The organism is Actinoallomurus vinaceus (assembly GCF_039542055.1).
GTDB classification, from domain to species: Bacteria; Actinomycetota; Actinomycetes; order Streptosporangiales; family Streptosporangiaceae; genus Actinoallomurus; species Actinoallomurus vinaceus.
Genome location: NZ_BAABHK010000010.1, coordinates 216,945 through 240,535 on the forward strand (window position 1 = coordinate 216,945; position 23,591 = coordinate 240,535).

Sequence of the window (23,591 nt, forward strand, 5' to 3'; positions counted from 1 at the left end):
CCGTATCGGGGAGAAACGATGACTCAAACCCTGAGCGCGCCGCCCGTGGAGGCCGTGCACAAGCCCACCCGGCGGCCGCGCCGCGGCCTCCCCTACTCCGTCTACCTGATCCCCAGCACGGTCCTGTTCATCGGGGTCATCCTGGTGCCGTTCGTCATGAACATCGGCTTCAGCCTGACCAAGTGGGACGGCATCGGCTCGCCGCAGTGGGTCGGGCTGGACAACTACACCAAGCTGATGTCCGACGGGGCCTTCTGGTCCTCGTTCGCGCACAACGTCGCGCTCGTCATCGCCATGGCGATCATCCCGTTGATGATCGGGTTGGTCCTGGCGTCCGTGCTGTTCGACGTCATCGCCAAGCGGTTCGGCCCGCGCACGACCGCGATCCTGCGGGCCTGCATCTACCTGCCGCAGGTGCTGCCGTTCGCGGTGGCCGGCATCGTGTGGGCCTGGATCCTCGCCCCCGAGAACGGCGCGCTCAACGCGGTCCTCAAGGCGGTCGGACTGAAGTCGCTCCAGGAGGACTGGCTGGGCGACCCGAAGCTCGCGCTCTACACCGTGATGGGCGTGCTGGTCTGGGTGCAGATCGGCTTCCCGCTCGTCGTCTTCATGGCGGGCCTGCAGCGGGTCGACCCGTCCCTGTACGAGGCCGCGGACATCGACGGCGCGTCGTGGTGGCGGAAGTTCTGGTACATCACGATCCCGCAGATCCGCCCGGAGATCTACGTGGTGCTGCTGACCTGCACGGTCGCCGCCATCAAGAGCTTCGACAAGGTCTTCATCCTGACGAAGGGCGGCCCCGGCGGGGCGACGAACGTGCCCGCCTACTACTCGTACCAGAACTTCTTCGAGAAGACCCAGGTCGGCTACGGCGCCGCGATCGCGACCGTGCTGACGCTCATCATCGTCGTGGTCATGGCGGTGCTGGTCAGCCGCCAGAACAAGGCCGAGGAGGCGGACCGATGACCTCCATCAGCGCCGCGGCGCGGAGGCCGCGACCGGCCGCGCACCGCAGGACGCCGGGCGCCTGGGCGGTGCTCGTCTCGCTCGCCGTGCTCGCGGTCGTGATGCTGCTGCCGTTCGTCATCATCACGTTCAACGCGTTCAAGTCCCCGGCCGAATACTCGAGCCACGGCCCGCTCAGCGTGCCGAAGGGCTTCTACCTGCAGGGCATCAAGGACTTCTGGGAGCGCGTCGACTTCGGCGCGAAGCTCGTCAACAGCCTGATCATCAGCGGCTCGGTCGCCGTCCTCGCGGTGATCCTCTCGGTGCTGAACTCCTACGCCCTCGGCATCGGCCGGATCAAGGGCCGGGTGTGGATCCTCGTGCTGTTCCTGCTGGCCAACACGATGCCGCAGGAGGTGCTGGTCTACCCGCTGTACTTCATGTCGAAGAAGGTCGGCCTGTACGACACGCGGCTGAGCATCATCATCATCTTCACCGCGATCCAGACCGCGTTCGGCACCTACCTGCTGTCGTCGGTGCTGTCGACGTTCCCGCGGGAGATCCTCGAGGCGGCGCGGATGGACGGCGCGGGCCGGTTCCGCATCCTGTGGCGCGTCGTCGTGCCGATCAGCCGCCCGACGCTCGGCGTGCTGTTCGTCTTCTTCTTCATCTGGACGTGGAACGAGTTCTTCCTGCCGATGATCTTCCTGATCTCCAACGAGAACCAGACGGTGCCGGTCGCGCTCGGCGTGCTCCAGGGCCAGAAGCTCATGGACGCGACCATGACCAGCGCGTCGGCCCTGCTCGGCATCATCCCGGCGGTCGTCTTCTTCCTGATCTTCCAGCGCACTCTCACCCGCGGCATCACCGTCGGTGCCGTCAAGTAAGAGAAGGACCCCTCTTTGAAGTTCACCGATGGCTACTGGATGCTGCAGGACGGCGTGCAGGCCTCGTACCCGATCGAAGTCCTCGACGTACAGGCCGCGCCCGGCTCGCTCAGCGTCTACGCGCCGACCCAGCACATCCGGCACCGGGGCGACCTGCTCAAGGGACCGCAGGTCACCCTGACCTACACCTCCCCCATGCCGGACGTCATCGGGGTGACGGTCACCCACTTCGACGGCGAGGTGCCGCGCGAGCCGAGGTTCCGGCTGAACGAGGAGCCGGCCGACGTCGACGTCGCGGTCGACGACGAGGCCGCCGTCCTGACCTCCGGCGCACTGTCCGTACGGGTGGCCCGCACCGGGCCCTGGCGGGTCGACTTCTCCGCCGACGGCCGGGTCATCACCGGCGGCGGCGAGAAGACCACCGCGATCATGGAGACCGGCGACGGCCGCCACCACATCCGCGAGCAGCTCGACCTCGGCGTCGGGCACCACGTGTACGGGCTGGGCGAACGCTTCGGCCCGCTGGTGAAGAACGGCCAGACCGTCGAGGTCTGGAACGCCGATGGCGGCACCGCCAGCGAGCAGGCCTACAAGAACGTGCCGTTCTTCCTGACCGACGCGGGCTACGGCATCTTCGTCGACCACCCCGGCCACGTGTCGTACGAGGTGGCGTCGGAGGTCGTGACGCGCACGCAGTTCAGCGTCGAGGGCCAGTCGCTGCGCTACTTCGTCATCTACGGCCCGACGCCGAAGGACATCCTGCGCAAGTACACCGCGCTGACCGGCCGCCCGGCCCGGGTTCCTGCCTGGTCGTACGGGCTGTGGCTGTCGACCTCGTTCACCACCTCGTACGACGAGGAGACGGTGTCGAGCTTCATCGACGGCATGGCCGAGCGCGACCTGCCGCTTTCGGTGTTCCACTTCGACTGCTTCTGGATGCGCGAGTTCCACTGGTGCGACTTCGAGTGGGACCCGCGGACGTTCCCGGATCCGGAGGGCATGCTGCGGCGGTTGAAGGCGCGCGGCCTGAAGATCTGCGTCTGGATCAACCCGTACATCGCGCAGCGCTCCAAGCTGTTCGAGGAGGGCAGGGCGCGCGGCTTCCTGGTGAAGAAGCCGAACGGCGACGTGTGGCAGTGGGACAAGTGGCAGCCCGGCATGGGCCTGGTGGACTTCACGAACCCCGAGGCACGCGAGTGGTACGCGTCGAAGCTCGGCGCGCTGCTCGACATGGGCGTCGACTGCTTCAAGACCGACTTCGGCGAGCGCATCCCCACGGACGTCGTCTACTTCGACGGCTCCGACCCGGAGCGGATGCACAACTACTACACGTACCTGTACAACGAGACCGTCTTCGAGCTGCTGCGCAAGCGGCGGGGCGAGGGCGAGGCCGTGGTCTTCGCCCGATCGGCGACGGCCGGGTCGCAGGCGTTCCCGGTGCACTGGGGCGGCGACTGCGAGTCGACGTTCGAGGCGATGGCCGAGGACCTGCGCGGCGGCCTGTCGCTGAGCATGTCGGGGTTCGGCTACTGGAGCCACGACATCGGCGGCTTCGAGGGCACGCCCGACCCGGCGCTGTTCAAGCGGTGGATCGCGTTCGGCCTGCTGTCCTCGCACAGCCGACTGCACGGCAGCCACTCCTACCGGGTGCCGTGGCTGTTCGACGAGGAGGCCGTCGACGTCCTGCGCGTCTTCACCAAGCTCAAGGCGCGGCTCATGCCGTACATCCTCGGCGCGGCGCGGGAGACGTACGGCGAGGGCGTCCCGATGATGCGCCCGATGGTCGTGGAGTTCCCCGATGACCCGGCCGTGAGCCACCTCGACCGGCAGTACATGCTCGGCGGGGACCTGCTGGTCGCGCCGGTGTTCTCGGCCGACGGCGACACCGCCTACTACGTGCCCGAGGGCACCTGGACGCACGTCCTGACCGGCGAGCCGGTGACCGGCGGGCGCTGGGTACGGGAACGGCACGACTTCCTCAGCGTCCCGCTGCTGGCCCGGCCCGGCTCGGTCATCCCGATGGGCGCGGTCGAGGACCGCCCCGACTACGACTACACCGACGGCGTCACGCTGCACGCGTACGCGCTGCCGGACGGCGCGCGGGTCACCACCGAGGTCCCGGACACCTCCGGCGAAATCGCGGCGACCTTCACCACGGCGCGGGACGGCGACGTCGTCACGGTCACCGCCCAGGGCGCGGCGAACTGGCGGGTGCTGCTGGTCGGCGTCCGGTCCGGCGACGTCCAGGGCGGTACGGTCGCCCGGCACGACCAGGGCCTCCTCGTCGAGGCCACCGGCGACACCGTCACGATCGGGGGGATCGCATGAGCGAGCGAATCAAAAGCGCAGCGTGCCCGGTCACTCCTCCGACGCCGGGAGGTCGGCCGGGGTGGGTTGGTTGGGCGAGGGAGGAGGACGCATGAGTGACTTTTTGTGGGGCGCGGCGACGGCGTCGTACCAGATCGAGGGTGCGGCCCGCGAGGACGGCCGGGTGCCGTCGATCTGGGACACCTACAGCCACACGCCGGGCCGGGTGCTGAACGGCGACACCGGAGACGTGGCCGCCGACCACTACCACCGGTGGCCGGAGGACGTCGAGATCATGCGGGAGCTGGGCCTGGGGGCGTACCGCTTCTCCATCGCCTGGCCGCGCATCCACGACCAGCGCGGGATCGACTTCTACTCCCGGCTCGTCGACGCGCTGCTCGAGCGCGGCATCAAGCCGGTGGCCACTCTCTACCACTGGGACCTCCCGCAGGAGCTGGAGGACGCCGGCGGGTGGACGGCGCGGGACACCGCCTACCGGTTCGCCGAGTACGCCGAGCGGATCGGCGCGGCGCTCGGCGACCGCGTCCACCTGTGGACCACGCTGAACGAGCCGTGGTGCTCGGCGTTCCTCGGCTACGGCTCGGGCGTGCATGCGCCCGGCCGGACCGACCCGGTCGCGGCGCTGACCGCCGCACACCACCTCAACCTCGCGCACGGCCTCGCCGCGCGGGTCCTGCCCGGCCCGGTGTCGGTCACCCTCAACCTGCACCACGTACGGGGTGAGGACGCCGACGCCGTCCGCCAGGTCGACGCGGTCGCCAACCGCGTCTTCCTCGGCCCGATGCTGGACGGCGCCTACCCCGCCGACCTGCTGGAGGACACCGAGCAGATCACCGACTGGTCGTTCGTCCAGGCCGGTGACGAGGCGACCTGCAACGCGCCGATCGAGGTGCTCGGGGTGAACTACTACTCCCCCACGCTCGTCCGGCGCTGGGACGGCGTGGCCCCGCGGGACACCGCGGACGGGCACGGCGACGGGACCGCGTCGCCCTGGGTGGGCTGCGCCGACATCGACTTCGTGCGGCAGCCGGGCCCGTACACCGAGATGGGCTGGCCGATCGACGCGACCGGCCTGACCGAGCTGCTGCTGCGGGTTCACCGCGACCACCCCGGCGTCCCGATGATGATCACGGAGAACGGCGCGGCGTTCGACGACCGCGTCGACGCGAACGGCCAGGTGCGCGACCAGCGCCGGATCGACTACCTCCGCGACCACCTCGCGGCGGTCGGGCGGGCGCGCGCGGCAGGGGCCGACGTGCGCGGCTACTTCGTGTGGTCGCTGCTGGACAACTTCGAGTGGGCGTACGGCTATTCGAAGCGATTCGGCGTCGTGCACGTCGACTACGCGACGCAGCAGCGCACCTGGAAGGACAGCGCTAACTGGTACCGCGACTTCATCGCGAGCTCCCCTGAGGGGCCGCGTTCGTAAGGGCCATCACAGTTTTTCGGGGGGCAATACCGTCGAAGCGCTTCGACTACAGGAGGTCGTAGCAGTGAAATTCCGACCCCGGGTTTCCGTGATGCTCGGCGTGGCCATGCTGGCCTCGCTCGGGCTGAGCGGTCCGGCCCATGCCAAGGAAACCTACCCCTTCCAGAACCCCCGCCTGCCGCTGAAGACCCGGGTCGACGACCTGCTCAAGCGGCTGACCGTTGACGAGAAGATCTCTCTCCTGCACCAGTACGAGCCGGCCATCCCCCGGCTCGGGATCAAGCCGTTCAAGACCGGCACCGAGGGGCTGCACGGCGTCGCGTGGTCCACCGACATCCACAACAACGGTGCCGTCGTCACCGCGAACGGCACGGTGTTCCCGCAGGCCATCGGCCTGGCCTCGACGTGGAACCCGGCGCTCATCAAGAAGGTCGGCTCGGCCGTCGGCGACGAGGCGCGGGGCTTCAACTCCGTCAACCCCGACGTGTGGGGGCTCCAGCTCTGGGCGCCCGTCGTCAACCTGCTGCGCGACCCGCGCTGGGGCCGCAACGAGGAGGGCTACTCCGAGGACCCGTACCTCACCGGCGCGATCTCCACGGCGTACGGCTCCGGCATCGAGGGACCCGACAAGGACCACCTCAAGGCCGCGCCCGTCCTCAAGCACTACCTGGCCAACAACAACGAGGTGAACCGCGACATCACGTCGTCGGACCTGCGGCCGCGGGTGAAGAAGGAGTACGACGAGAAGGCCTTCTCCCCCGCCATCTCCGCGGACGCGGCGACGGGCGTGATGGCGTCGTACAACCTGGTCAACGGGCGGCCCAACACCGTCAGCCCCGACCTGAACGACGTCGTGCGCTCGTGGACCAAGCGTGACCTGCTCAACGTCACCGACGCCGGAGCGCCGAACAACCTGACCGGCAGTGAGAAGTACTACGCCACCCAGCCGGAGGCGGACGCCGCGCTCATCAAGGCCGGCCTGGACAGCTTCACGGTGGACGACACCAACGCCGGCCCGACCACCGCCGCGGTCAAGTCCGCGCTGTCGCAGGGCCTGCTCAAGCAGTCCGACCTGGACACCGCCGTGTCGCACATCCTGAGCCTGCGCGTCCGGCTCGGCGACTTCGACCCGGACGGCGGCCCGTACGCCAAGATCGGCAAGGACGTCATCAACAGCCCGGCCAACCAGGCGCTGGCCCGGCAGACCGCCGACCAGGCGGCCGTGCTGCTGAAGAACTCCGGGAACGCCCTGCCGCTGGACGCCGCGAAGACCAAGAAGGTCGCGGTGGTCGGCCCGCTGGAGAAGACCCTCTACACCGACTGGTACTCCGGCTCCCTGCCGTACAAGGTGACGCCGCTGGACGGCATCAAGCAGCGGCTCGGCGCGGCCGGAACCGTCACCGACAGCGAGGCGGCCGACCGGATCGCGCTCAAGGACGTCAAGACCGGCAAGTACATCACCGCCGGGACCGGGGCGTCCGGGGCCGCGCTGAAGGAGAGCGCCACCAGCGCCGACACCACGACCCAGTTCGACGCGTTCGACTGGGGCCAGGGCAAGCTGACCCTGCGCAGCGTCGCCAACGGCAAGTACGCCGGCCGGTACAACTGGGGCGACACCATGGTCAACGACCAGGACCAGCCGAACGGCTGGTTCGTCCAGCAGATGTTCTCGCTGGAGAAGCAGGACGACGGCAGCTACCTGCTCCGCTACTCCGGCTACGAGGCCGACGAGTCCTGGTTCGGCGACAAGAAGTACCTCAAGGCGTCCGACGACGGCACGCTCGTCCTCGCCACGAAGGACGACGCCTCCCACTTCAGCAAGGACACGATCAGCAGCGGCGCGGACGAGGCGGTCAAGGCCGTCAAGGGCGCGGACGCGGCGGTCGTGGTGATCGGCAGCATGCCGTTCATCAACGGCCGGGAGGCGCACGACCGTACGACGATGGCCCTCGCCGAGAGCCAGGAGAACCTGATCAAGGCCGTGCGGGCGGCCAACCCGAACACGGTCCTGGTCGTGGAGAACAGCTACCCGACCACGCTCAACTGGGAGCAGGAGAACGTCCCGGCGATCCTGTGGACGACGCACGCCGGCGCGGAGACCGGGCACGCCCTCGCCGACACCCTGTTCGGCGACAGCAACCCGGCCGGGCGGCTCACCCAGACGTGGTACCGCTCGGAGAGCGGCCTGCCCGACATCCTCGACTACGACATCATCAAGTCGGACCGCACCTACCTGTACTACAAGGGCCAAACGCTCTACCCGTTCGGCTACGGCCTGTCGTACACGAGCTTCCGCTACGGCGGGCTGCACGTGAGCAGGGCGGGCGGGCAGATCACCGCGACCGTCCAGGTCACCAACACCGGCAAGCGCGCCGGTGACGAGGTCGTCCAGCTGTACACCCACCAGCGGACCTCGCGTGACAAGCAGCCGGTCAAGCAGCTGCGCGCGTTCCAGCGGGTGCACCTGAACCCGGGCCAGACCGCCACGGCGCGGCTGACGTTCAAGGTGTCCGACCTGGCGCACTGGGACGTCACCCGCGACAAGAACGTCGTGGAGACCGGCACGTACGACGTGCAGGTGGGCTCGTCCTCAGCCGACGTCCGGCAGCGGTCCGCCGTGCGCGTGCAGGGCGAGACCATCCCCGCGCGGAACCTCGCCGCGCAGACCCGCGCCGTCGACTTCGACGACTACCAGGGTGTGCGCCTCGTCGACGAGACGAAGGTGCGCGGGGACGCGGTCGGCGCGACCGACGGTAACTGGATCAAGTTCGCCGACGCGTCGCTCGGCTCGGGCGCGGCGACCTTCACCGCCGCGGCCGCCAAGGCGAGCGCCGGCACCGGATCGATCGAGGTCCGCCTCGACTCGCCCACCGGCCCGCTCGCCGGCACCGCGACGGTGTCGAGCACCGGCGACGTCTACAAGTACGCGACCACGACCGCCGCCCTGCACGGCGCGACGGGCCGCCACGACGTCTACCTGGTGTTCCACGGCGACCTGCGGGTCAGCGCCTTCTCGCTGAAGTAGCGAGCCCGGCCGCCGCCCCCGCCCGGGGCGGCGGCCGCCATCAGCGGGGGCGCCCCGTCCCAGCCCCAGGAACGCGGGGCGGGGCGCCTCGTCCATCGGGGGATGACCTTTTCGGCGCTCATCGCAGGAGCCCCATGGTGCGTCCATTTCGTCCGAGCCTCCTCTCCGCCTTCATCACCACCCTCGTCCTCTGCCTGGGACTCGCCACCCCTGGCCACGCGGCCACCCCGCCGGCGCCGTCCGCCCGTACCGTCGTCGACCTCGACCACGGTTGGCGCTTCCACAAGGGCGACGTCGCGGGCGCGGAGGCGCCCGGCTACGACGACTCCGGCTGGCAGTCGGTGTCCGTCCCGCACACGTGGAACGCCCGCGACGGCGAGGACGGCGGCAACGACTACCACCGCGGGCCCGGCTGGTACCGGCGCACCGTGCGGATCCCCGCCGGCCGTGTCTTCCTCCAGTTCGACGGCGCGACCATCGTCAGCGACGTGTGGGTGAACGGCCGTAAGGCCGGGCACCACGCCGGCGGGTACGCCGCGTTCCGCTTCGACGTCACCGGGCTGGCCGCGCCCGGCACCGACGCGACGATCGCCGTGCGGGTCGACAACTCCGGGGGCGCCGACGTGCTGCCGCTCGGCGGCGACTTCACCGTGTTCGGCGGGCTGACCCGCGACGTCCACCTGCTGGTGACCGATCCCGTGCACGTCGACGCGCTCGACTACGGCGGCCCCGGCGTCTACGTGCGGCAGACCGTCAACGGCGTCCAGACGAAGGGGGCCGTCCGCGCGGCCTCCGCGGATCTGGCCGTCACCACCCGGGTCGCCAATGACACGGCGGCACCGGTCCGCGCGAAGGTCCGCACGGTGATCACCGACGCGGCGCACCGCACCGTCGCCACGGCGTCCGGCCGCGTCGACGTCGGGCCCGGCGCCGTGGTCCCCGTCGTGCAGAACGCATCGGTGGCCGATCCCCGCCTCTGGAACGGCCGGCCGGACCCGTACCTGTACACGGTCCGCACCGAGGTGTCCTACGGCGGACACACCGACGTCGTCACCGTCCCGCTCGGCATCCGCACGGTGGCCGTCGACACGAACCGGGGCTTCCTGCTGAACGGCCGGCCGTACGCCGTGCACGGGGTCGACCTGCACGGGATGCGGGCGGGCGAGGGCTCGGCGATGAGCGCCTCGGACGTCGACCAGGACTTCGGCCTGATCGACCGGCTCGGCGCGACCGGCGTCCGGCTGGTCCACTACCAGCACGGGCAGCGGATCTACGACCTCGCGGACCGGCGCGGCATCATCCTGTGGACCGAGATCCCGAACCTCGCCTCGATCACCGTCTCCGACGCGTTCTTCGCCAACGCGCGGCAGCAGCTGCTCGAGCTGATCCGGCAGAACGAGCAGCACGCCGCCGTGGCCGTGTGGGGCATCGGCAACGAGCTGTACACCAGCAGCGCCGACGCGAACCGGCTGCTCGGCGACCTGGCGGCGACGGTGAAGGCCGAGGACCCGTCCCGGCCGTCGACGTACGCGACCTGCTGCTTCTCCGACACCGACCCGATCGCGAACCACTCGGAGACGATCGGCTACAACCGCTACTTCGGCTGGTACGGCGGGTCCTTCTCCGACATCGGGCCGTGGGCGGACGGGCTGCACGCCCAGGACCCGGCACGGAAGATCGCGGTCAGCGAGTACGGCGCGGGCGCGAGCGTCGTCGAGCAGCAGACGAACCCGGCCGCCCCGGTCCCGGCGAGCCACTTCCACCCCGAGGAGTGGCAGGCCCGCTACCACGAGGAGAACTGGCGGCAGCTGCGGAGCCGCCCGTACCTGTGGGGCACGTTCGTCTGGCAGATGTTCGACTCGGCCGTGGACGGCCGCGACGAGGGCGACCGGCCGGGCCTGAACGACAAGGGCCTCGTCACCGCCGACCGGAAGATCGCCAAGGACGCCTACTACTGGTACCAGGCGAACTGGTCGTCCACTCCGGTCGTGCGCATCGCGCAGCGCCGTGACACGCCGCGCTTCACCCCGGCGACGGACGTCAAGGTGTACGCCAACACCCGCTCGGTGAACCTGTCGCTGAACGGCGTCCCGCTCGGCAGCCGGGCTCCGGAGGACCACATCGCGACCTGGTCCGGTGTGACGCTCAAGCCGGGCGCGAACGTCATCGAGGCGCGGTCCGGCGGCACGACCGACCGGGTCACCTGGCTGCTCGACACCTCCACGGGCGCCACCACGGTCGACGCCGAGGCCACCGACCCGCACGCGTCCGACGGCCGGGTGTTCCGCAAGGCCGGGCGGGCGTACCGCGAGGGCACCTTCGCCTACCGCTTCCCGGTCGCCGACGGCACGTACGACGTCGACCTGACGTTCGCCGAGCCGGACCGTTCGGGGCAGCGGAGCTTCAACGTGAACGCCGAACGGCAGCGCGTCATCAAGAGCCTCGACGTCCGCGCGGAGTCCGGCGTCGGCGCGCCCCTGCACAAGACCTTCACCGTCCAGGTGACCGACGGCGTACTCGACCTGGAGTTCGTCCCCCAGGTCGGGGAGGCCGTCGTCTCGCACATCACCGCCATCCGGAGGTCCGGCCAGTGAGAGCCAGACTGTTGACCCTGTTCACCGCGATCGCCACGGTCCTGGCGATCACCGTCCCCGCGTCTCCCCCGGCCGCGTCGGCCGCCGCACCCCGGCACCGGGTGACGTACGACCACTACTCCGTGATGATCGACGGGAAGCGGGTGCTGCTGCGGTCGGCGGAGTTCCACTACTTCCGGCTGCCCAGCCCCGACCTGTGGCGCGACGTCCTGGAGAAGTACAAGTCGGCCGGGTTCAACACCGTCTCGCTGTACTTCGACTGGGCGTACCACTCGCCCAAGGCCGGGGTGTACGACTTCACCGGCGTCCGTGACGTGAACCGCCTGCTGACCGTCGCGCAGCAGGCCGGCCTGTACGTCATCGCGCGCCCCGGGCCGTACATCAACGCGGAGACCACCGGCGGCGGCTTCCCGGCCTGGCTGAAGAACGTGCCGGGGCGGGCCCGCAGCAGCGCGCCCGGCTACACCGCCGCGTACCGCGACTGGCTCGGCCACATCAACAAGATCATCGCGCCGCACCAGATCACGCGCGGCGGCTCGGTGATCCTCTACAACGTCGAGAACGAGTACGCCATGAACACCGACGCGGCGTACATGGAGGACATCCAGAAGAAGGCGCGCGCCGACGGCATCGACGTGCCGACCATGACCAACAACTGCTGCGACGCCGCCTCGTGGACCTCCACGTGGGCGTCCGGGCAGGGCGCGGTGCAGATCCCCGGCGTGGACGACTACCCGCAGGGCTTCGACTGCGCCAATCCCGACGCGAGCTGGGGTCCGTGGGGCGCCGGGCTGACCGAGCGGCTGCGCGACGACACCCCGGTGTTCGCCGCCGAGTACCAGGCCGGCGCGATCGACCCGGACAACGCGGGCTTCGACAAGTGCCGGGAGCTGACCGGCCCGAAGTTCATGAAGTTCTTCTACAAGTCGAACCTCATCTCCTCCGGCGCGACGGCGTTCAACTACTACATGGGCTTCGGCGGCACCAACTGGGGCTGGCTGGCCCAGCCGAACGACGTCCCCACCTCCTACGACTACGGCTCGGCGATCACCGAGAACCGCCTGCTGAGCGACAAGTACGACGAGTTCAAGCGGCAGAACTTCTTCCTGAGCTCGGTCGCCCCGCTGACGAAGACCGACCCGGTCACCGCTCCGGCGTCCTCGGACAAGGCGATCGAGACGGTCGCGCGCGCCAACCCGGACACGCACACGCAGTTCGTGCTCGTCCGGCACAGCGACCACGCGGCGACCACCGACGACTCGGCCACGCTCGACTGGACCACGCCGGACGGCCACTACTCGGTGCCCGTACGGGTCAAGGGCCGGGACGCCAAGGTGCTGATCGCCGGGTACGACCTGGGCGGGCAGCGGCTCGTCTGGTCCAATTCCGAGCTCATGACGCACGTCTACACGGAGGGGCGGGACGTCGCGGTGCTGTACGGCACCGACGGCACGCAGGGCTCCACGGTGCTGCGCTACGCCTCCCAGCCGACCGTGAAGGTCCTCGACGGGTCGGTCAAGGCGTCGTACTCGAGCGGTGACCTGCGGCTCGACTACACCCACTCCGGCCTGGCCCGGGTGCTGATCAGCGGCGGCGGACGCCGTCCGCTGCTGCTCCTGCTCGGCACCGACGCCGAGGCGGCGAAGTTCTGGCAGGCCGGTCCGGCGCTCGTGCGCGGCACGTCGCTCGTCCGGTCCGCCACCGTGGCCGGGGGAACCGCGTACCTGCGCGCCGACACGGCCAAGGCCGAGGACGTCGAGGTGTTCGCCGACGCCGGCCGCCTCGTCGTGAACGGCTCGCCGGTACGGACGCGGGTGACCGCGAGCGGGTCGCTGGTCGGCACGCTGCCCGGCCCGGAGGCCGTCCACCTGCCCGCGCTGACCGGCTGGCGCTCGAAGGCGGAGTCGCCGGAGGCGCAGCCCGGCTTCGACGACTCCGGCTGGGTGAGCGCGTCGAAGACGACGACCGAGAGCCCGCTGAAGCCGAAGACCCCGACCGTGCTGTACGCCGACGACTACGGCTACCACTACGGCGACGTGTGGTACCGCGGGCGGTTCACCGGTACCGGCGGGGAGACGAAGGTGTCGCTGAACGCCTTCACCGGCAAGCGCGGCTCCTACCTCGTCTGGCTGAACGGCCGGTACCTCGGCTCGGCTGCGGGCGGCGTCCAGGCCGACTCCGACTCGCCGGTCAACCCGGATCCGGGCCGCGGCGACTTCACGATCCCGGCGGGTCTGGTGAAGGCGGGGCAGCCGGCCGTCCTGTCCGTGCTGGTGGAGAACCAGGGCCACAACGACGACTGGATCGCCGACGACAACCGGTTCAAGCAGCCGCGCGGCCTGTACGCCGCGTCCGTCGAGGGCTCGACCGCGCCGATCTCGTGGAAGATCCAGGGCGTTGCGGGTGGTGAGAACCTGGTCGACCGGACGCGCGGCCCGCTGAACAACGGCGGCCTGTACGGCGAGCGCCAGGGCTGGCACCTGCCCGCGTACGGCGACCGGTCCTGGACGGCGGGCGCCGCCTCCCAGGTCGCTCCCGGCGTGACCTGGCAGCGCACCTCCTTCCGCCTCGACCTGCCCAAGGGCCAGGACGTGCCGATCGCCCTGCGCTTCGGCGGCCCGGTCGGCAAGGGCTACCGCGTCCAGATCTTCCTCAACGGCTGGAACCTCGGGCAGTACGGCGGCGACATCGGCCCGCAGACCGACTTCACGCTGCCGGCCGGCCTGCTGCGGCAGCACGGCCGCAACACCCTCGCCCTCGCCGTCGTCGCCCGTACCGACGCGACGCCCGCACCGGTGAGCCTGGTCGCGCTCGACAACGAGCGCGGCGGTGTCCCGGTGTCCGACGTCCCCTCCCCCTCCTCCCGCTGATCTCCGCGGGTCCGTGGCCGGGTCGCCGCCCGGCCACGGACCCGGAAAGGGAATCGAACGATGACCTCGCAGATCCCGAGCCGGCGCGCCTTCCTGGCCGCTGGAGTCACAGCGGCCGGAGCGGCCGCCCTCCCCCTGACCGCCGTCCCCGCCTCCGCCGCGTCCCTCGGAAACCGCTATGGGCTGCAGCGCCGCTTCGTCGACTGGCGCTTCGGCATGTTCCTGCACTTCAACATGGGCACCTTCCACGACGCCGAGTGGGTGGACCCCAAGCAGGACCCGCTGTCGTTCAACCCGGCGAAGCTGGACTGCGGCCAGTGGGCCGACGCCGCCAAGGCCGCCGGCATGCGGTTCGCGGTGCTCACCGCCAAGCACCACGACGGCTTCTGCCTGTGGCCGTCGAAGTACACGTCCTACTCGGTCGCGAGCAGCTCCGTGAAGCGCGACGTCGTGCGCGAGTACATGGACGCGTTCCGGTCCCGTGGCGTCACGCCCTGCCTGTACTTCTCGATCTGGGACCGCACCAACGGCGTCGGACCCACCGGGTTCGACGACCACCCGCCGATCACCCGGGCGAACATCGAGTTCGTCAAGAACCAGCTCACCGAGTTGCTCACCCGGTACGGGCGGATCCCGGTCCTGATCTTCGACGGGTGGGCGTGGCACTGGGCGTTCGGCCAGCAGTCACTGCCGTTCTCCGAGATCCGCGAACACGTCGCCTCGATCCAGCCCGACTGCCTCGTCCTCGACCTCAACGGGCTCACCGTTCCGTGGCACTCCGAACTGCTGTTCTTCGAAGAGCCGAAGGGCGGCGTCTTCTGCCCGCCGGGAAACACCTACGCCGCCTCCCAGGGCCAGACCATCTCCCCGTCCGGCTGGTTCTGGCACCCGTCGACCCCGTCGAACCTGCTGACGACCGACCAGATCGTCGACGGTCACCTGAAGGTGCTGGAACCCCGGTACGCGACGTTCATCCTCAACTGCCCGCCCAACACCGACGGCCTCCTCGACGACACCGTCGTCGCCGTGTTGAAGGACGTCGGGAAGCGCTGGCGGCCGGACCTCTCCCGCCCGCCGCTGCCCGCCCAGCCCGACGTCGTACGCCACCTGGTCACCCCGGTCTCGGCCACCGCGACCAGCGGCGACGCCGCCAACGCGGTCGACGGCCACAGCGACTACGGCTGGAACGGCCAGGCCGACCAGACCCTCTGGACGACCACGGACCCGCTCCCCCAGGCGATCACCCTCGACCTGGGACGCCGCTACACCGGCCTCGACACGTTCACCTACCTGCCCCGGCAGGACACGGTGACGGCATACTCGTTCGACGAGTTCGTCACCACCGGCAACATCACCGGCTACCGCGTCTCGGTCAGCGTCGACGGCACGACCTTCAGACCGGTGGCAAAGGGCACCTGGGCCGCCGACCACACCCTGAAGCACGCCCGCTTCAAGCCCACGACGGCCCGCTACATCCGCCTGGAGGCCCTGTCCGCCGTCGGCGGCGCGGCCATCGCCGGCCAGTTCGACTGCGGCGGCACCGACCACCGCCCTCGTCCCGTGTGAGCCGTGACTGTCGACGGGCCGTCCCCGCCTCCGAACACGGCGGTCGGGACGGCCCGCTTCTGAGAATTGGCGCGTACGGTGAGGGCACGCCCTTGTGCGATCTTCTCGGGAACACGGAAGAGCGGCAGACGATGCCTGCATGACGTTTGTGCTGAAGGCTGCAGAATCTTGGTACCGACGGCTGCGTGAAATAGGTGCTGCCCCCTGCATGAGAGCGGTATCGGGCAGGACGGCTCACGTCGCTGACGTGCGCTTTCGCCCTGGTCAGGCGACCGCCTCACCGCCGCTGAGGCCCGCAGGGGCCGCAACCTCTGCGGGCGGTGGACTCCTACCGATGATTCCCGTAGCGGACCCTTGCCTTCCGCGACCGGGATGACTGGAGGGCAGCCCATGTCCGGGGATTTTTCGGCGGTAACCACAAAATGTTGGTAACCTCCATTTAGAGGTGACCAACATGAAGCGAGATGGGCGTGGGCCGCGGCGCTGGTGGGCGCTCGGCGCTGTCAGCTTGACTGTTCTGGCGGTGACCGTGGATGGCACGGTGCTGTCGGTGGCCCTGCCGACCCTGGCCGGGGCGCTGCGTGCCGGGGAATCCGACCTGGAGTGGTTTCAGTCCGGCTATCTGATGCTGCTGGCCGCCGGCGTGCTCCCGGCCGGGCTGATCGGTGATCGATTCGGCCGCAAGAAACTCCTGATCGGCTGCCTGGTGGCGTTCGGCGCGGGCTCGGCGCTCTGCGCCGAAGCGACCTCGCCCGGCGTGTTCCTGGCCGCCCGGCTGCTGATGGGGCTGGCCGGGTCAGGGGTCACGGTGATGGCCATGTCCGCGCTCACCGTTCTGTTCGGCGCCAAGGACCTGCCCAGGGCGGTGGGGGTATACGAGGCCGCCAACTTCGTCGGCCTGCCCGCGGGGCCGGTGCTGGGCGGCTGGATGCTGTCGCGAATGTGGTGGGGGTGGGTGTTCCTGCTCAATGTGCCAGTCGCCGCGGTCGGCGTGATCGCTGCTCTCGTGCTGATCCCGGAGTCGCGGGCGGCGCAGCGGCCCCGGCTCGACCCGCTCGGCATGGCCGTCTCGGCCGCAGGCCTTGTCGTCGTGACGTACGGGCTGATTCAGGCCGGTCAGAACGGCTGGGGCGATCCGGTCACCCTGGCGGTGATGGCCGGCGGCGTCGCCGCCCTCGCCGGGTTCGCGGTACGAGAAGGCCGGCTCGGCAGGCGGGGTGGCAGCCCGCTGATCGATCCCGGCCTGTTCCGCTCCGCGTCCTTCACCTGGGGAGCGGTGCTCGGTGGGGTGGCCGGGCTCGCCATGATCGGCGTGCTGTTCGTGATGCCGCAGTACTTCCAGGTCATCCAGGGAGCAAGCGCCTTTTCGTCCGGGATCCGGCTGCTGCCGCTGATCGGCGGGCTGGTCATCGGCGCCCTGCCCGCCGGCGCGCTCGCCAAGGCGGCCGGGGCCAGATTCGCGGTGGCGCTCGGCTTCGGCCTCCTCGCCGCCGGCGCTGTGGCCGGCGCGACGACGGGAACGGCCGAGAGCACCGCGTTCATCGCGGTCTGGATGGCCGTACTCGGCGCGGGCACCGGCCTGACGCTCACCGCCGCGACCGCCGCGGCGCTGTCCCACCTGTCGGCGGAGCGCAGCGGCACCGGCTCCGCGGTGGTCCAGGCGTTCCAGCACACCGCCGGCCCGCTCGGCACCGCCATCATGGGCAGTGTCCTCGCCGCCGGTTACCAGTCCCGCCTCCAGCTGCGCGCGATCCCGGCGACCGCGGGCAAGGCGGCCCGCCGGAGCGTCTACGACGGCGTGGCCGCCGCCGCCCGGCTCAGGTCAGGCGCGCTCGCCCACTCGGTCCGTGCCGCCTTCGTCGGCGGCATGGGCACGGCGCTGGTCGTCTCGGCCGGGATGGCCGTCGCAGGCGCGCTCCTGACACTGGCATTCTTGCCTCGGAGGACCACTGTGACCGAATCGACCACCGGCCCGGCCAGGCCTGGCCTACGCGAGCGCAAGAAGGCCAGGACCCGCGCCACGATCCAGGCCTGCGCCCTGCGCCTGTTCCGCGAGCAGGGCTACGACGCCACCACCATCGAACAGATCATCCAGGCCGCCGACGTCTCCGAGACGACCCTCTTCCGCTACTTCCCCACCAAGGAAGACCTGGTCCTGCGCGACGACTACGACCCGATGCTCATCGAGGCCTTCCAAGCGCAGCCTCCCCAGATGCCGCCGATCCCGGCCCTGCGCGCCTCCTTCGCCGCGGCCTTCTCCGGGATGACCGCCCAGCAGCGGGCAGAACAGAGAGAGCGGATCGCGCTCATCTTCGCCGTGCCCCGACTGCGCGCCGCCATGCTCGACCAGATCACCCAGGCCATGCAGCTACTCGCCCGCGCCATGGCCGAACGCGTCGGCCGCCGGCCCGACGACCTCACCGTCCGTACCGTCGTCGGAGCCATCGTCGGCGCCGCCGTGGCAGTCTCCGCAGCCATCACCGACGATCCGGACGCCGACCTCCCCGGCCTCATCGACCAGGCCATCGCCCACCTCGAACCAGGCCTCACGCTGTGAACACGCTCCGACCACAGTGGCCTACGGCGTTTCCCGCAACGGCCAGACCTCGACGACACCGTGCGTGACCGCGCATGGGGTCCCTGACACGAACTGGACGGCTTCCTCCAGCGTTGCCGCTTCGATGATCGCGAACCCGGCGACCGGGAGGGCCGACGACATGAACGGTCCGCTCTCCACGCTCATGCCGGCATCGTCGTGGTTTCGCACCTGTACGGGCGAGCCGACGATCCCCATGTCGGCTCCGGCCGCACGCAGGCGAGCGTCATGCGCGTGCGCCCGGTCGCGGACCGCCGCGTCGGTGCGATCGTAACCTTCCTGGTCGCCGTACCCGATGGTCACGAATTTCGCCATGGCAGGTCCTCCTTCGGTTCGTCCGGACTGCTCGCCAGTACTGACCTCCACCACGCCCGCAACTCATCGGTACGTCCGACGCGGCTGCCGTGTGTGGTCATGCGACCCACGACGGGACGATCTGGCCCAGTCGGGCCGGCGCGGTCAGCGCGCGGATCGCGGTGACGGCACCGTTTGCGACGGTGAAGGCCACGACCGTGACCGGCCGTCCGCCGATGACGATGAGAACGCCCGGGACGCCGTCCACGAGCACTGGATGCGCCAGCGCGTCCCCGCGCGCGAACCTTGTCGCCTGGGCCGCGACCTCGCCCGCGCCACGGAGTACGACGGTGCCCTCGGGACTCTGTGCCCGCAGCTCGACCTCGGGTGCGAGCACGGTCAGCAGTGTTGCGACGTCGCCTCTGCCGACCGCCGCGAAGAACGCGTCGATGACGTCGCGGGCCACGGCATGGGCATCGGCCATGGGTGTGCCCAGGCGCAGCCGCCCGCGGGCCCGGCTGGCGAGCATCTTGGCGGCCGCGGTGCTCCGGCCGAGGACGGTCGCGATGGCGTCGAACGGGACCTCGAAGACGTCGTGGAGCACGAACGACACCCGTTCCGCCGGGGTGAGGGCATCCATGACGACATAGAGCGCGAGGCCGACGGAGTCGGCGAGCACGGCCTCCTCCTCGGGATCGAGCCGGGAGTTCCCGTCCGCCTCCCGTCCGAGTGTGCCGACGGAGAGTTCGAGGGGCTGCTCGCCGCGCACCCCGCGCCTGCGGAGCATATCCAGGCAGATCCGGCTGGTCACCGTCGTGAGCCAGCCGCGCAGGTCCTCGATGTCACCGCCACCGGTCCGCGCAAGCCGCAGCCACGCCTCCTGGACGGCGTCGTCCGCGTCGGCGTGCGAGCCGAGCACGCGGAACGCGATGGCGTGGAGATAGGAGCGCTGGGTCTCGAACTCCGCGGCGAGCTCTTCCTCTTCGGTCACGGTTCTCCTTGGCGTACGGCGGTGTCACTACCAGGACGCATCGCGCGCCGGTGAGGTAACTCCCGGGCACGGCGTTACCTTCCGCCTCGGCCGGACGTCGTAGTGCCGTCCACCGATCCAACGACCCATTTTCCCTGGAGGAGAGATGACGGCACGCGTCCAGAATGCGGCAAGCCAACCCGACATCACCGCAGGCGTCCAGCACCTTTTCAAGCAGGTGTACGCCGGCGGCGTACCGCCTCACACGCTTGAGCTGGTGCATCTGCGCGCGAGCCAGATCAACGGCTGCAGTGCCTGCGTCGACGCCGGCGCCACGAACGCGACCAAGGCCGGTATCAGTCCCGAGAAGCTGATCAACCTCGCCGCCTGGTACGAGAACCCGATCTTCGACGAAGCCGAGCGGGCCGCGCTGGCGCTCACCGAGGCCGCGACCCGGCTCTCCGACCGGCCCGGCGCGGTCACCGACGAGATCTGGGCCGAGGCCGCGCGGCACTACGACGAGCGGCAGCTCGCGTCCCTGGTGCTCATGGTGGCGATCACCAACTTCTTTAACCGCATCAACACCACCTTCCGGGTGCCCGCCGGAACCAGGTGGGACTGACGCGACCGTGTGCCGGGAGCGGTCCGGCCGCTCCCGGCACGACCTCACGGCGACTCGGTGCCGTACCACTTCGCCACGTGATGCGCACCCCCCTAAAGTCGATCTTGCTTGATCGAGTCGATCGGCAACGGAGAAGGGTGACGATGACGGAGTTCGCGGTCACGCCGCACTACGGCGACGACGGACGCAGCGGCTCTTATCAGGCCACTGGTCTGTCGGACCATGCGACGGTGGCGTGGACCGCGCGGACGGGCGCGGCCGTCTTGACCGCCCCGGTGCTCGCGGGTGACACGCTGGTGGTCGCCGATGCGGCCGGCACCGTCTACGGGTTCGACGCGGTGACCGGTGCAGAGCGCTGGCGTCACGTTCATCGGGGCCTGGATGAGGACCTTGAGGACGAGTACGGCGAGGACGAGGTCGACGAGGACTGGATCGTGGGGATAGGCGAGGACGATCCCTGCATCATCACCGCGCCCGCCGTGTGGAACACCTGGGTGTTCGTGGAGGAGGGACAGTCGTCGGGGTGGGTCTATGTGCACGACCTGCGGTCCGGAGAGGTCGTGCGCACGATCAAGAACGGTGGCTGCCCGACGGTCGTCGGAGACCTGCTGCTGCTCCAGGACATCGGCGCCGGCGTGCGGGTGCTGCGACTTCCCGAGCTGACCGAGGTCTGGCGGAGTAAGGATGACGTTTTCGAAGGCTGGCTGCGGGTCGATCCGGCCATCGCCCCGAATGGGTTGGCATACGCCGCGTTCGGCAGCGAAAGCCAGCGGACGGACTGTGGCCTGGCCGGCTTCAACGTGCAAACGGGCGAGTTGACGTTCGAGCGCTCCGACCATGAGGAGGACACCGAGTTCACGGACGGCTTTCTGTTCCGTCCGGTACACGCGGTGGTGGCCGAGGGACTTGTGTGGGCACCTGTCACCCGGAAGCGGGACGGGCACCCCAGGTCTCAGGCGATCGTCGGACTCGACCCCCGGTCGGGCCACGAACGATGGGCCTACCGGCTCGAGGCCGACCGACCGTGGTGTGACCGGGCGGTGGCCGTGGCGGCCGACACGGACTACGTGATCGCCGGCTCGGGTGCGGCCGAGCAACTCCAGGCCATCGACATCGCCACCCGGGAGATGCGCTGGTCGGTACGGCTGCCCTCGACTCAGGCAGGCTCACCCGTGCTCGCCCGCAGCGTGATCTACACGGTCACGCGTGACGGCGTCATCCAGGTGTTCGACGCGGCGACCGGTGGACTGCGCTGGACGCTGGATACGGGTCACAAGATCACCAACAGCTATGAGTTCCTCGGCAGCGAGGCCGACGGCGCCTTTTACGAAGAGGACGGCCAAGCCGTGCTGCCGGCCGACGGGATGCTCTACCTCCGGACCGATGCCGGAGTGGTGGCGCTCACGCACAGCCGTTGAAAAGGCGTGCAAGCGTGTCCGCCGTCGGCGGGCGGCGCCGACGACGTCCGACCACCCGTTATACGGTTGAGGAGAAGCCGGTGGTCAGCGGGCGGTAGTCACATCGGGCGTCCAGAGGGTTGCGATGCGTCAGACCAATCTCGCTGGGGAGTCGGCCGAGTACGTCGCCGCCCGAGAGGAGCTGCGGCAGGCCGAGATCGAGCTGATGCGCCATCGCGAACGCGTCGCCGACCTGCGCCGTCGGCTGCCGCTCGGTCCTGTCGTCGACGAGTACGTGTTCGAGGAAGGCCCTGCCGACCTGCGGGCCGGTGACGCGCCGGTGACGCGCGTGCGACTGAGCGAACTGTTCACCGGGCCCGGACGCGGCCTGGTCATCTACCACCTCATGTACGGCAAGCGGCAGACTCGGCCCTGCCCCATGTGCACCATGTGGATCGACGGGTTCAACGGAATCGCCCACCACGTCGCGCAGAACGTCGACTTCGCGGTCGTCGCCGCGGCCGACCTGCCCACGCTCCGCGCGCACGCACGAGACCGGCGGTGGACGAACCTTCGCCTGCTCAGCGCCGGGTCCAGCACCTTCAAGTACGACTTCGGCAGCGAGGACGCCGAGGGCGGCCAGGACTCGACCGTGTCGGTGTTCACCCGCGACGACGACGGGGCGGTGCGCCACTTCTACTCGGCGCACCCCCGAATGTCCGACGACATCGACCAGCGCGGTGTCGACCTGCTCAGCCCCGTGTGGCACATCCTCGACCTCACCCGCAACGGCCGCGGCGACTGGATGGCCGCGCTCGGCTACTAGATCTGCCGGCCCGGGAAACCCGGGACCGTGTCCAGGCCGGCATATTCCGGCACACCGGACCGGCGGCTCGCCGCGTTCTTTACGCTCGGAGACATGACCATTCAGCGGATGGACAACGTCGCCATCGTCGTCGACGATCTGGACGCAGCAGTCGCGTTCTTCACCGAGCTCGGCATGGAGCTGGAAGGCAAGGCGCAGATCGAAGGCCTTTTCGCGGATCACACCGTCGGGCTCGAAGGCGTCCGGAGCGACATCGCGATGATGCGGACCCCGGACGGCCACAGCAAGCTGGAGCTGACCAAATACCACACCCCCGCGGCGTCCGCCGCCGAGCCGGAGAACCCGCCGCCCAACACGCTGGGCCTGCATCGCGTCATGTTCGCCGTCGACGACATCGACGACACCATCGCCCGCCTGCGCACCCACGGCGCCGAACTCCTCGGCGAGGTGGCGCAGTACGAGAGCATCTTCCGGCTCTGCTACCTCCGCGGCCCCGCGGGCATCATCGTCGGCCTGGCCGAAAAGATCGGCTGACGCGAGCCCGCCCCACGGGGCGGGTGCATCAGCGATGCGAGACCGGGCCCGGCCGTAACGTACTCAACGCCTGCGGGCACGGAGGACGGCGTCGTGGATGGTGACCTCCTGGCCGTCATCACCGGTGGCCGGTCGTGGCCTGGCCTCGGCGACGACGACGTCCCACCGGTCCGGGTCGAGGTCGGCCGCGACCTCCTCGGCCGTGAAGAACCGCTCTGACCCGAAGGGGCGCTGGATCGTCTGCAGGTCCGATGGGTGGTGGCCGACGATGAGCAGCGTGCCGCCCGGCGCGACCGCCGCCGCCAGCCGGCGGAACAGCGCCTCGCGCGGAGCCGCCGGAAAGTGCATGTAGTGGGCGGAGACGAGGTCGAAGCGTTCCGTGGCGGGCGTCCAGTCGGTCAGGTCGGCCGGTACCCAGTCGATCCGGTCCGCGATGCCGTCGACGAGGTTCTCGGTGTGCTCGCGGGCGCGACTCAGCGCGGTGATGGCGAAGTCCACCGCCGTCACCCGCCAGCCGCGCGCGGCGAGCCAGACGGCGTCGGCTCCCTCGCCGCAGCCCGCGTCCAGTGCCGTGCCAGGCGTCAGGTCCCCGGCCTCCGCCACCAGCTGCGCGTTGGGCCGCCCACTCCAGACCGCCGTACGGCCGCGGTAACGGTCCTCCCAGTACCTCTGGTCGAACTCCTCGGACACGCCGGGTTCCCTTCCGTG

Annotated in this window: 16 protein-coding genes; 13 read left to right on the plus strand and 3 right to left on the minus strand. The window is 70.0% G+C overall.

Annotated features, from left to right (window positions below; genetic code table 11):
• Window positions 1-18 precede the first annotated feature (18 nt).
• The 9 genes from ABEA24_RS32020 to ABEA24_RS32060 all read left to right on the plus strand — a co-directional run bounded on the left by ABEA24_RS32020 (window position 19) and on the right by ABEA24_RS32060 (window position 18,201).
• A complete protein-coding gene (locus tag ABEA24_RS32020) occupies window positions 19-966 on the plus strand; it encodes a carbohydrate ABC transporter permease (RefSeq protein ID WP_345435231.1) in 948 nt (315 codons plus the stop codon).
• Complete coding sequence (locus ABEA24_RS32025) at window positions 963-1,832, plus strand: carbohydrate ABC transporter permease (RefSeq protein ID WP_345435233.1); 870 nt, start codon at window positions 963-965, stop codon at window positions 1,830-1,832. Before ABEA24_RS32020 ends, ABEA24_RS32025 begins: the two co-directional genes overlap by 4 nt.
• 15 nt (window positions 1,833-1,847) lie before the next feature.
• Window positions 1,848-4,160, plus strand: a complete 2,313-nt coding sequence (gene yicI, locus ABEA24_RS32030; RefSeq protein ID WP_345435235.1) for an alpha-xylosidase — start codon at window positions 1,848-1,850, stop codon at window positions 4,158-4,160.
• A gap of 91 nt (window positions 4,161-4,251) precedes the next feature.
• Window positions 4,252-5,589 (plus strand): GH1 family beta-glucosidase, encoded by a 1,338-nt coding sequence (locus tag ABEA24_RS32035; protein ID WP_345435237.1) that lies wholly within the window; start codon window positions 4,252-4,254, stop codon window positions 5,587-5,589.
• A gap of 64 nt (window positions 5,590-5,653) precedes the next feature.
• Window positions 5,654-8,614, plus strand: coding sequence for a glycoside hydrolase family 3 protein (locus tag ABEA24_RS32040; RefSeq protein WP_345435239.1), 2,961 nt, complete (start codon window positions 5,654-5,656; stop codon window positions 8,612-8,614).
• Between the two features lie 134 nt (window positions 8,615-8,748).
• The gene (locus ABEA24_RS32045; RefSeq protein ID WP_345435241.1) at window positions 8,749-11,208 is read left to right on the plus strand and encodes a glycoside hydrolase family 2 TIM barrel-domain containing protein; all 2,460 of its coding nucleotides are present in this window, start codon (window positions 8,749-8,751) and stop codon (window positions 11,206-11,208) included.
• Window positions 11,205-14,078: a beta-galactosidase gene (locus ABEA24_RS32050; RefSeq protein WP_345435243.1), complete on the plus strand. Its 2,874-nt coding sequence runs from the start codon at window positions 11,205-11,207 to the stop codon at window positions 14,076-14,078. Before ABEA24_RS32045 ends, ABEA24_RS32050 begins: the two co-directional genes overlap by 4 nt.
• Before the next feature lie 60 nt (window positions 14,079-14,138).
• Window positions 14,139-15,644 carry an alpha-L-fucosidase gene (locus ABEA24_RS32055; RefSeq protein WP_345435245.1) on the plus strand — a complete coding sequence of 502 codons (1,506 nt, stop codon included), beginning with the start codon at window positions 14,139-14,141 and terminating at the stop codon, window positions 15,642-15,644.
• 454 nt (window positions 15,645-16,098) lie between these two features.
• On the plus strand, window positions 16,099-18,201 hold the full coding sequence (locus tag ABEA24_RS32060; protein ID WP_345435247.1) for an MFS transporter: 2,103 nt from the start codon (window positions 16,099-16,101) through the stop codon (window positions 18,199-18,201).
• 21 nt (window positions 18,202-18,222) lie between these two features.
• Here ABEA24_RS32060 and ABEA24_RS32065 read toward each other — a convergent pair whose 3' ends face one another.
• Both ABEA24_RS32065 and ABEA24_RS32070 read right to left on the minus strand, forming a co-directional pair.
• A complete protein-coding gene (locus tag ABEA24_RS32065) occupies window positions 18,223-18,555 on the minus strand; it encodes a YciI family protein (RefSeq protein ID WP_345435249.1) in 333 nt (110 codons plus the stop codon).
• Between the two features lie 97 nt (window positions 18,556-18,652).
• The gene (locus tag ABEA24_RS32070) at window positions 18,653-19,525 is read right to left on the minus strand and encodes a sigma-70 family RNA polymerase sigma factor (protein ID WP_345435251.1); all 873 of its coding nucleotides are present in this window, start codon (window positions 19,523-19,525) and stop codon (window positions 18,653-18,655) included.
• A 145-nt stretch (window positions 19,526-19,670) separates the two neighbouring features.
• Between ABEA24_RS32070 and ABEA24_RS32075 the strand changes: the two genes are divergently transcribed.
• From ABEA24_RS32075 to ABEA24_RS32090, 4 genes are all read left to right on the plus strand, one after another.
• Complete coding sequence (locus tag ABEA24_RS32075; protein ID WP_345435253.1) at window positions 19,671-20,126, plus strand: carboxymuconolactone decarboxylase family protein; 456 nt, start codon at window positions 19,671-19,673, stop codon at window positions 20,124-20,126.
• 143 nt (window positions 20,127-20,269) lie between these two features.
• Complete coding sequence (locus ABEA24_RS32080; RefSeq protein WP_345435255.1) at window positions 20,270-21,544, plus strand: outer membrane protein assembly factor BamB family protein; 1,275 nt, start codon at window positions 20,270-20,272, stop codon at window positions 21,542-21,544.
• 124 nt (window positions 21,545-21,668) lie between these two features.
• A complete protein-coding gene (locus tag ABEA24_RS32085) occupies window positions 21,669-22,349 on the plus strand; it encodes a DUF899 family protein (protein WP_345435257.1) in 681 nt (226 codons plus the stop codon).
• A gap of 108 nt (window positions 22,350-22,457) precedes the next feature.
• Window positions 22,458-22,883: a VOC family protein gene (locus ABEA24_RS32090; protein WP_345435505.1), complete on the plus strand. Its 426-nt coding sequence runs from the start codon at window positions 22,458-22,460 to the stop codon at window positions 22,881-22,883.
• 63 nt (window positions 22,884-22,946) lie between these two features.
• On the opposite strand, the gene ABEA24_RS32095 is transcribed toward ABEA24_RS32090, so the two are convergent.
• Window positions 22,947-23,573, minus strand: coding sequence for a class I SAM-dependent methyltransferase (locus tag ABEA24_RS32095; protein ID WP_345435259.1), 627 nt, complete (start codon window positions 23,571-23,573; stop codon window positions 22,947-22,949).
• Between the last annotated feature and the right edge of the window lie 18 nt (window positions 23,574-23,591).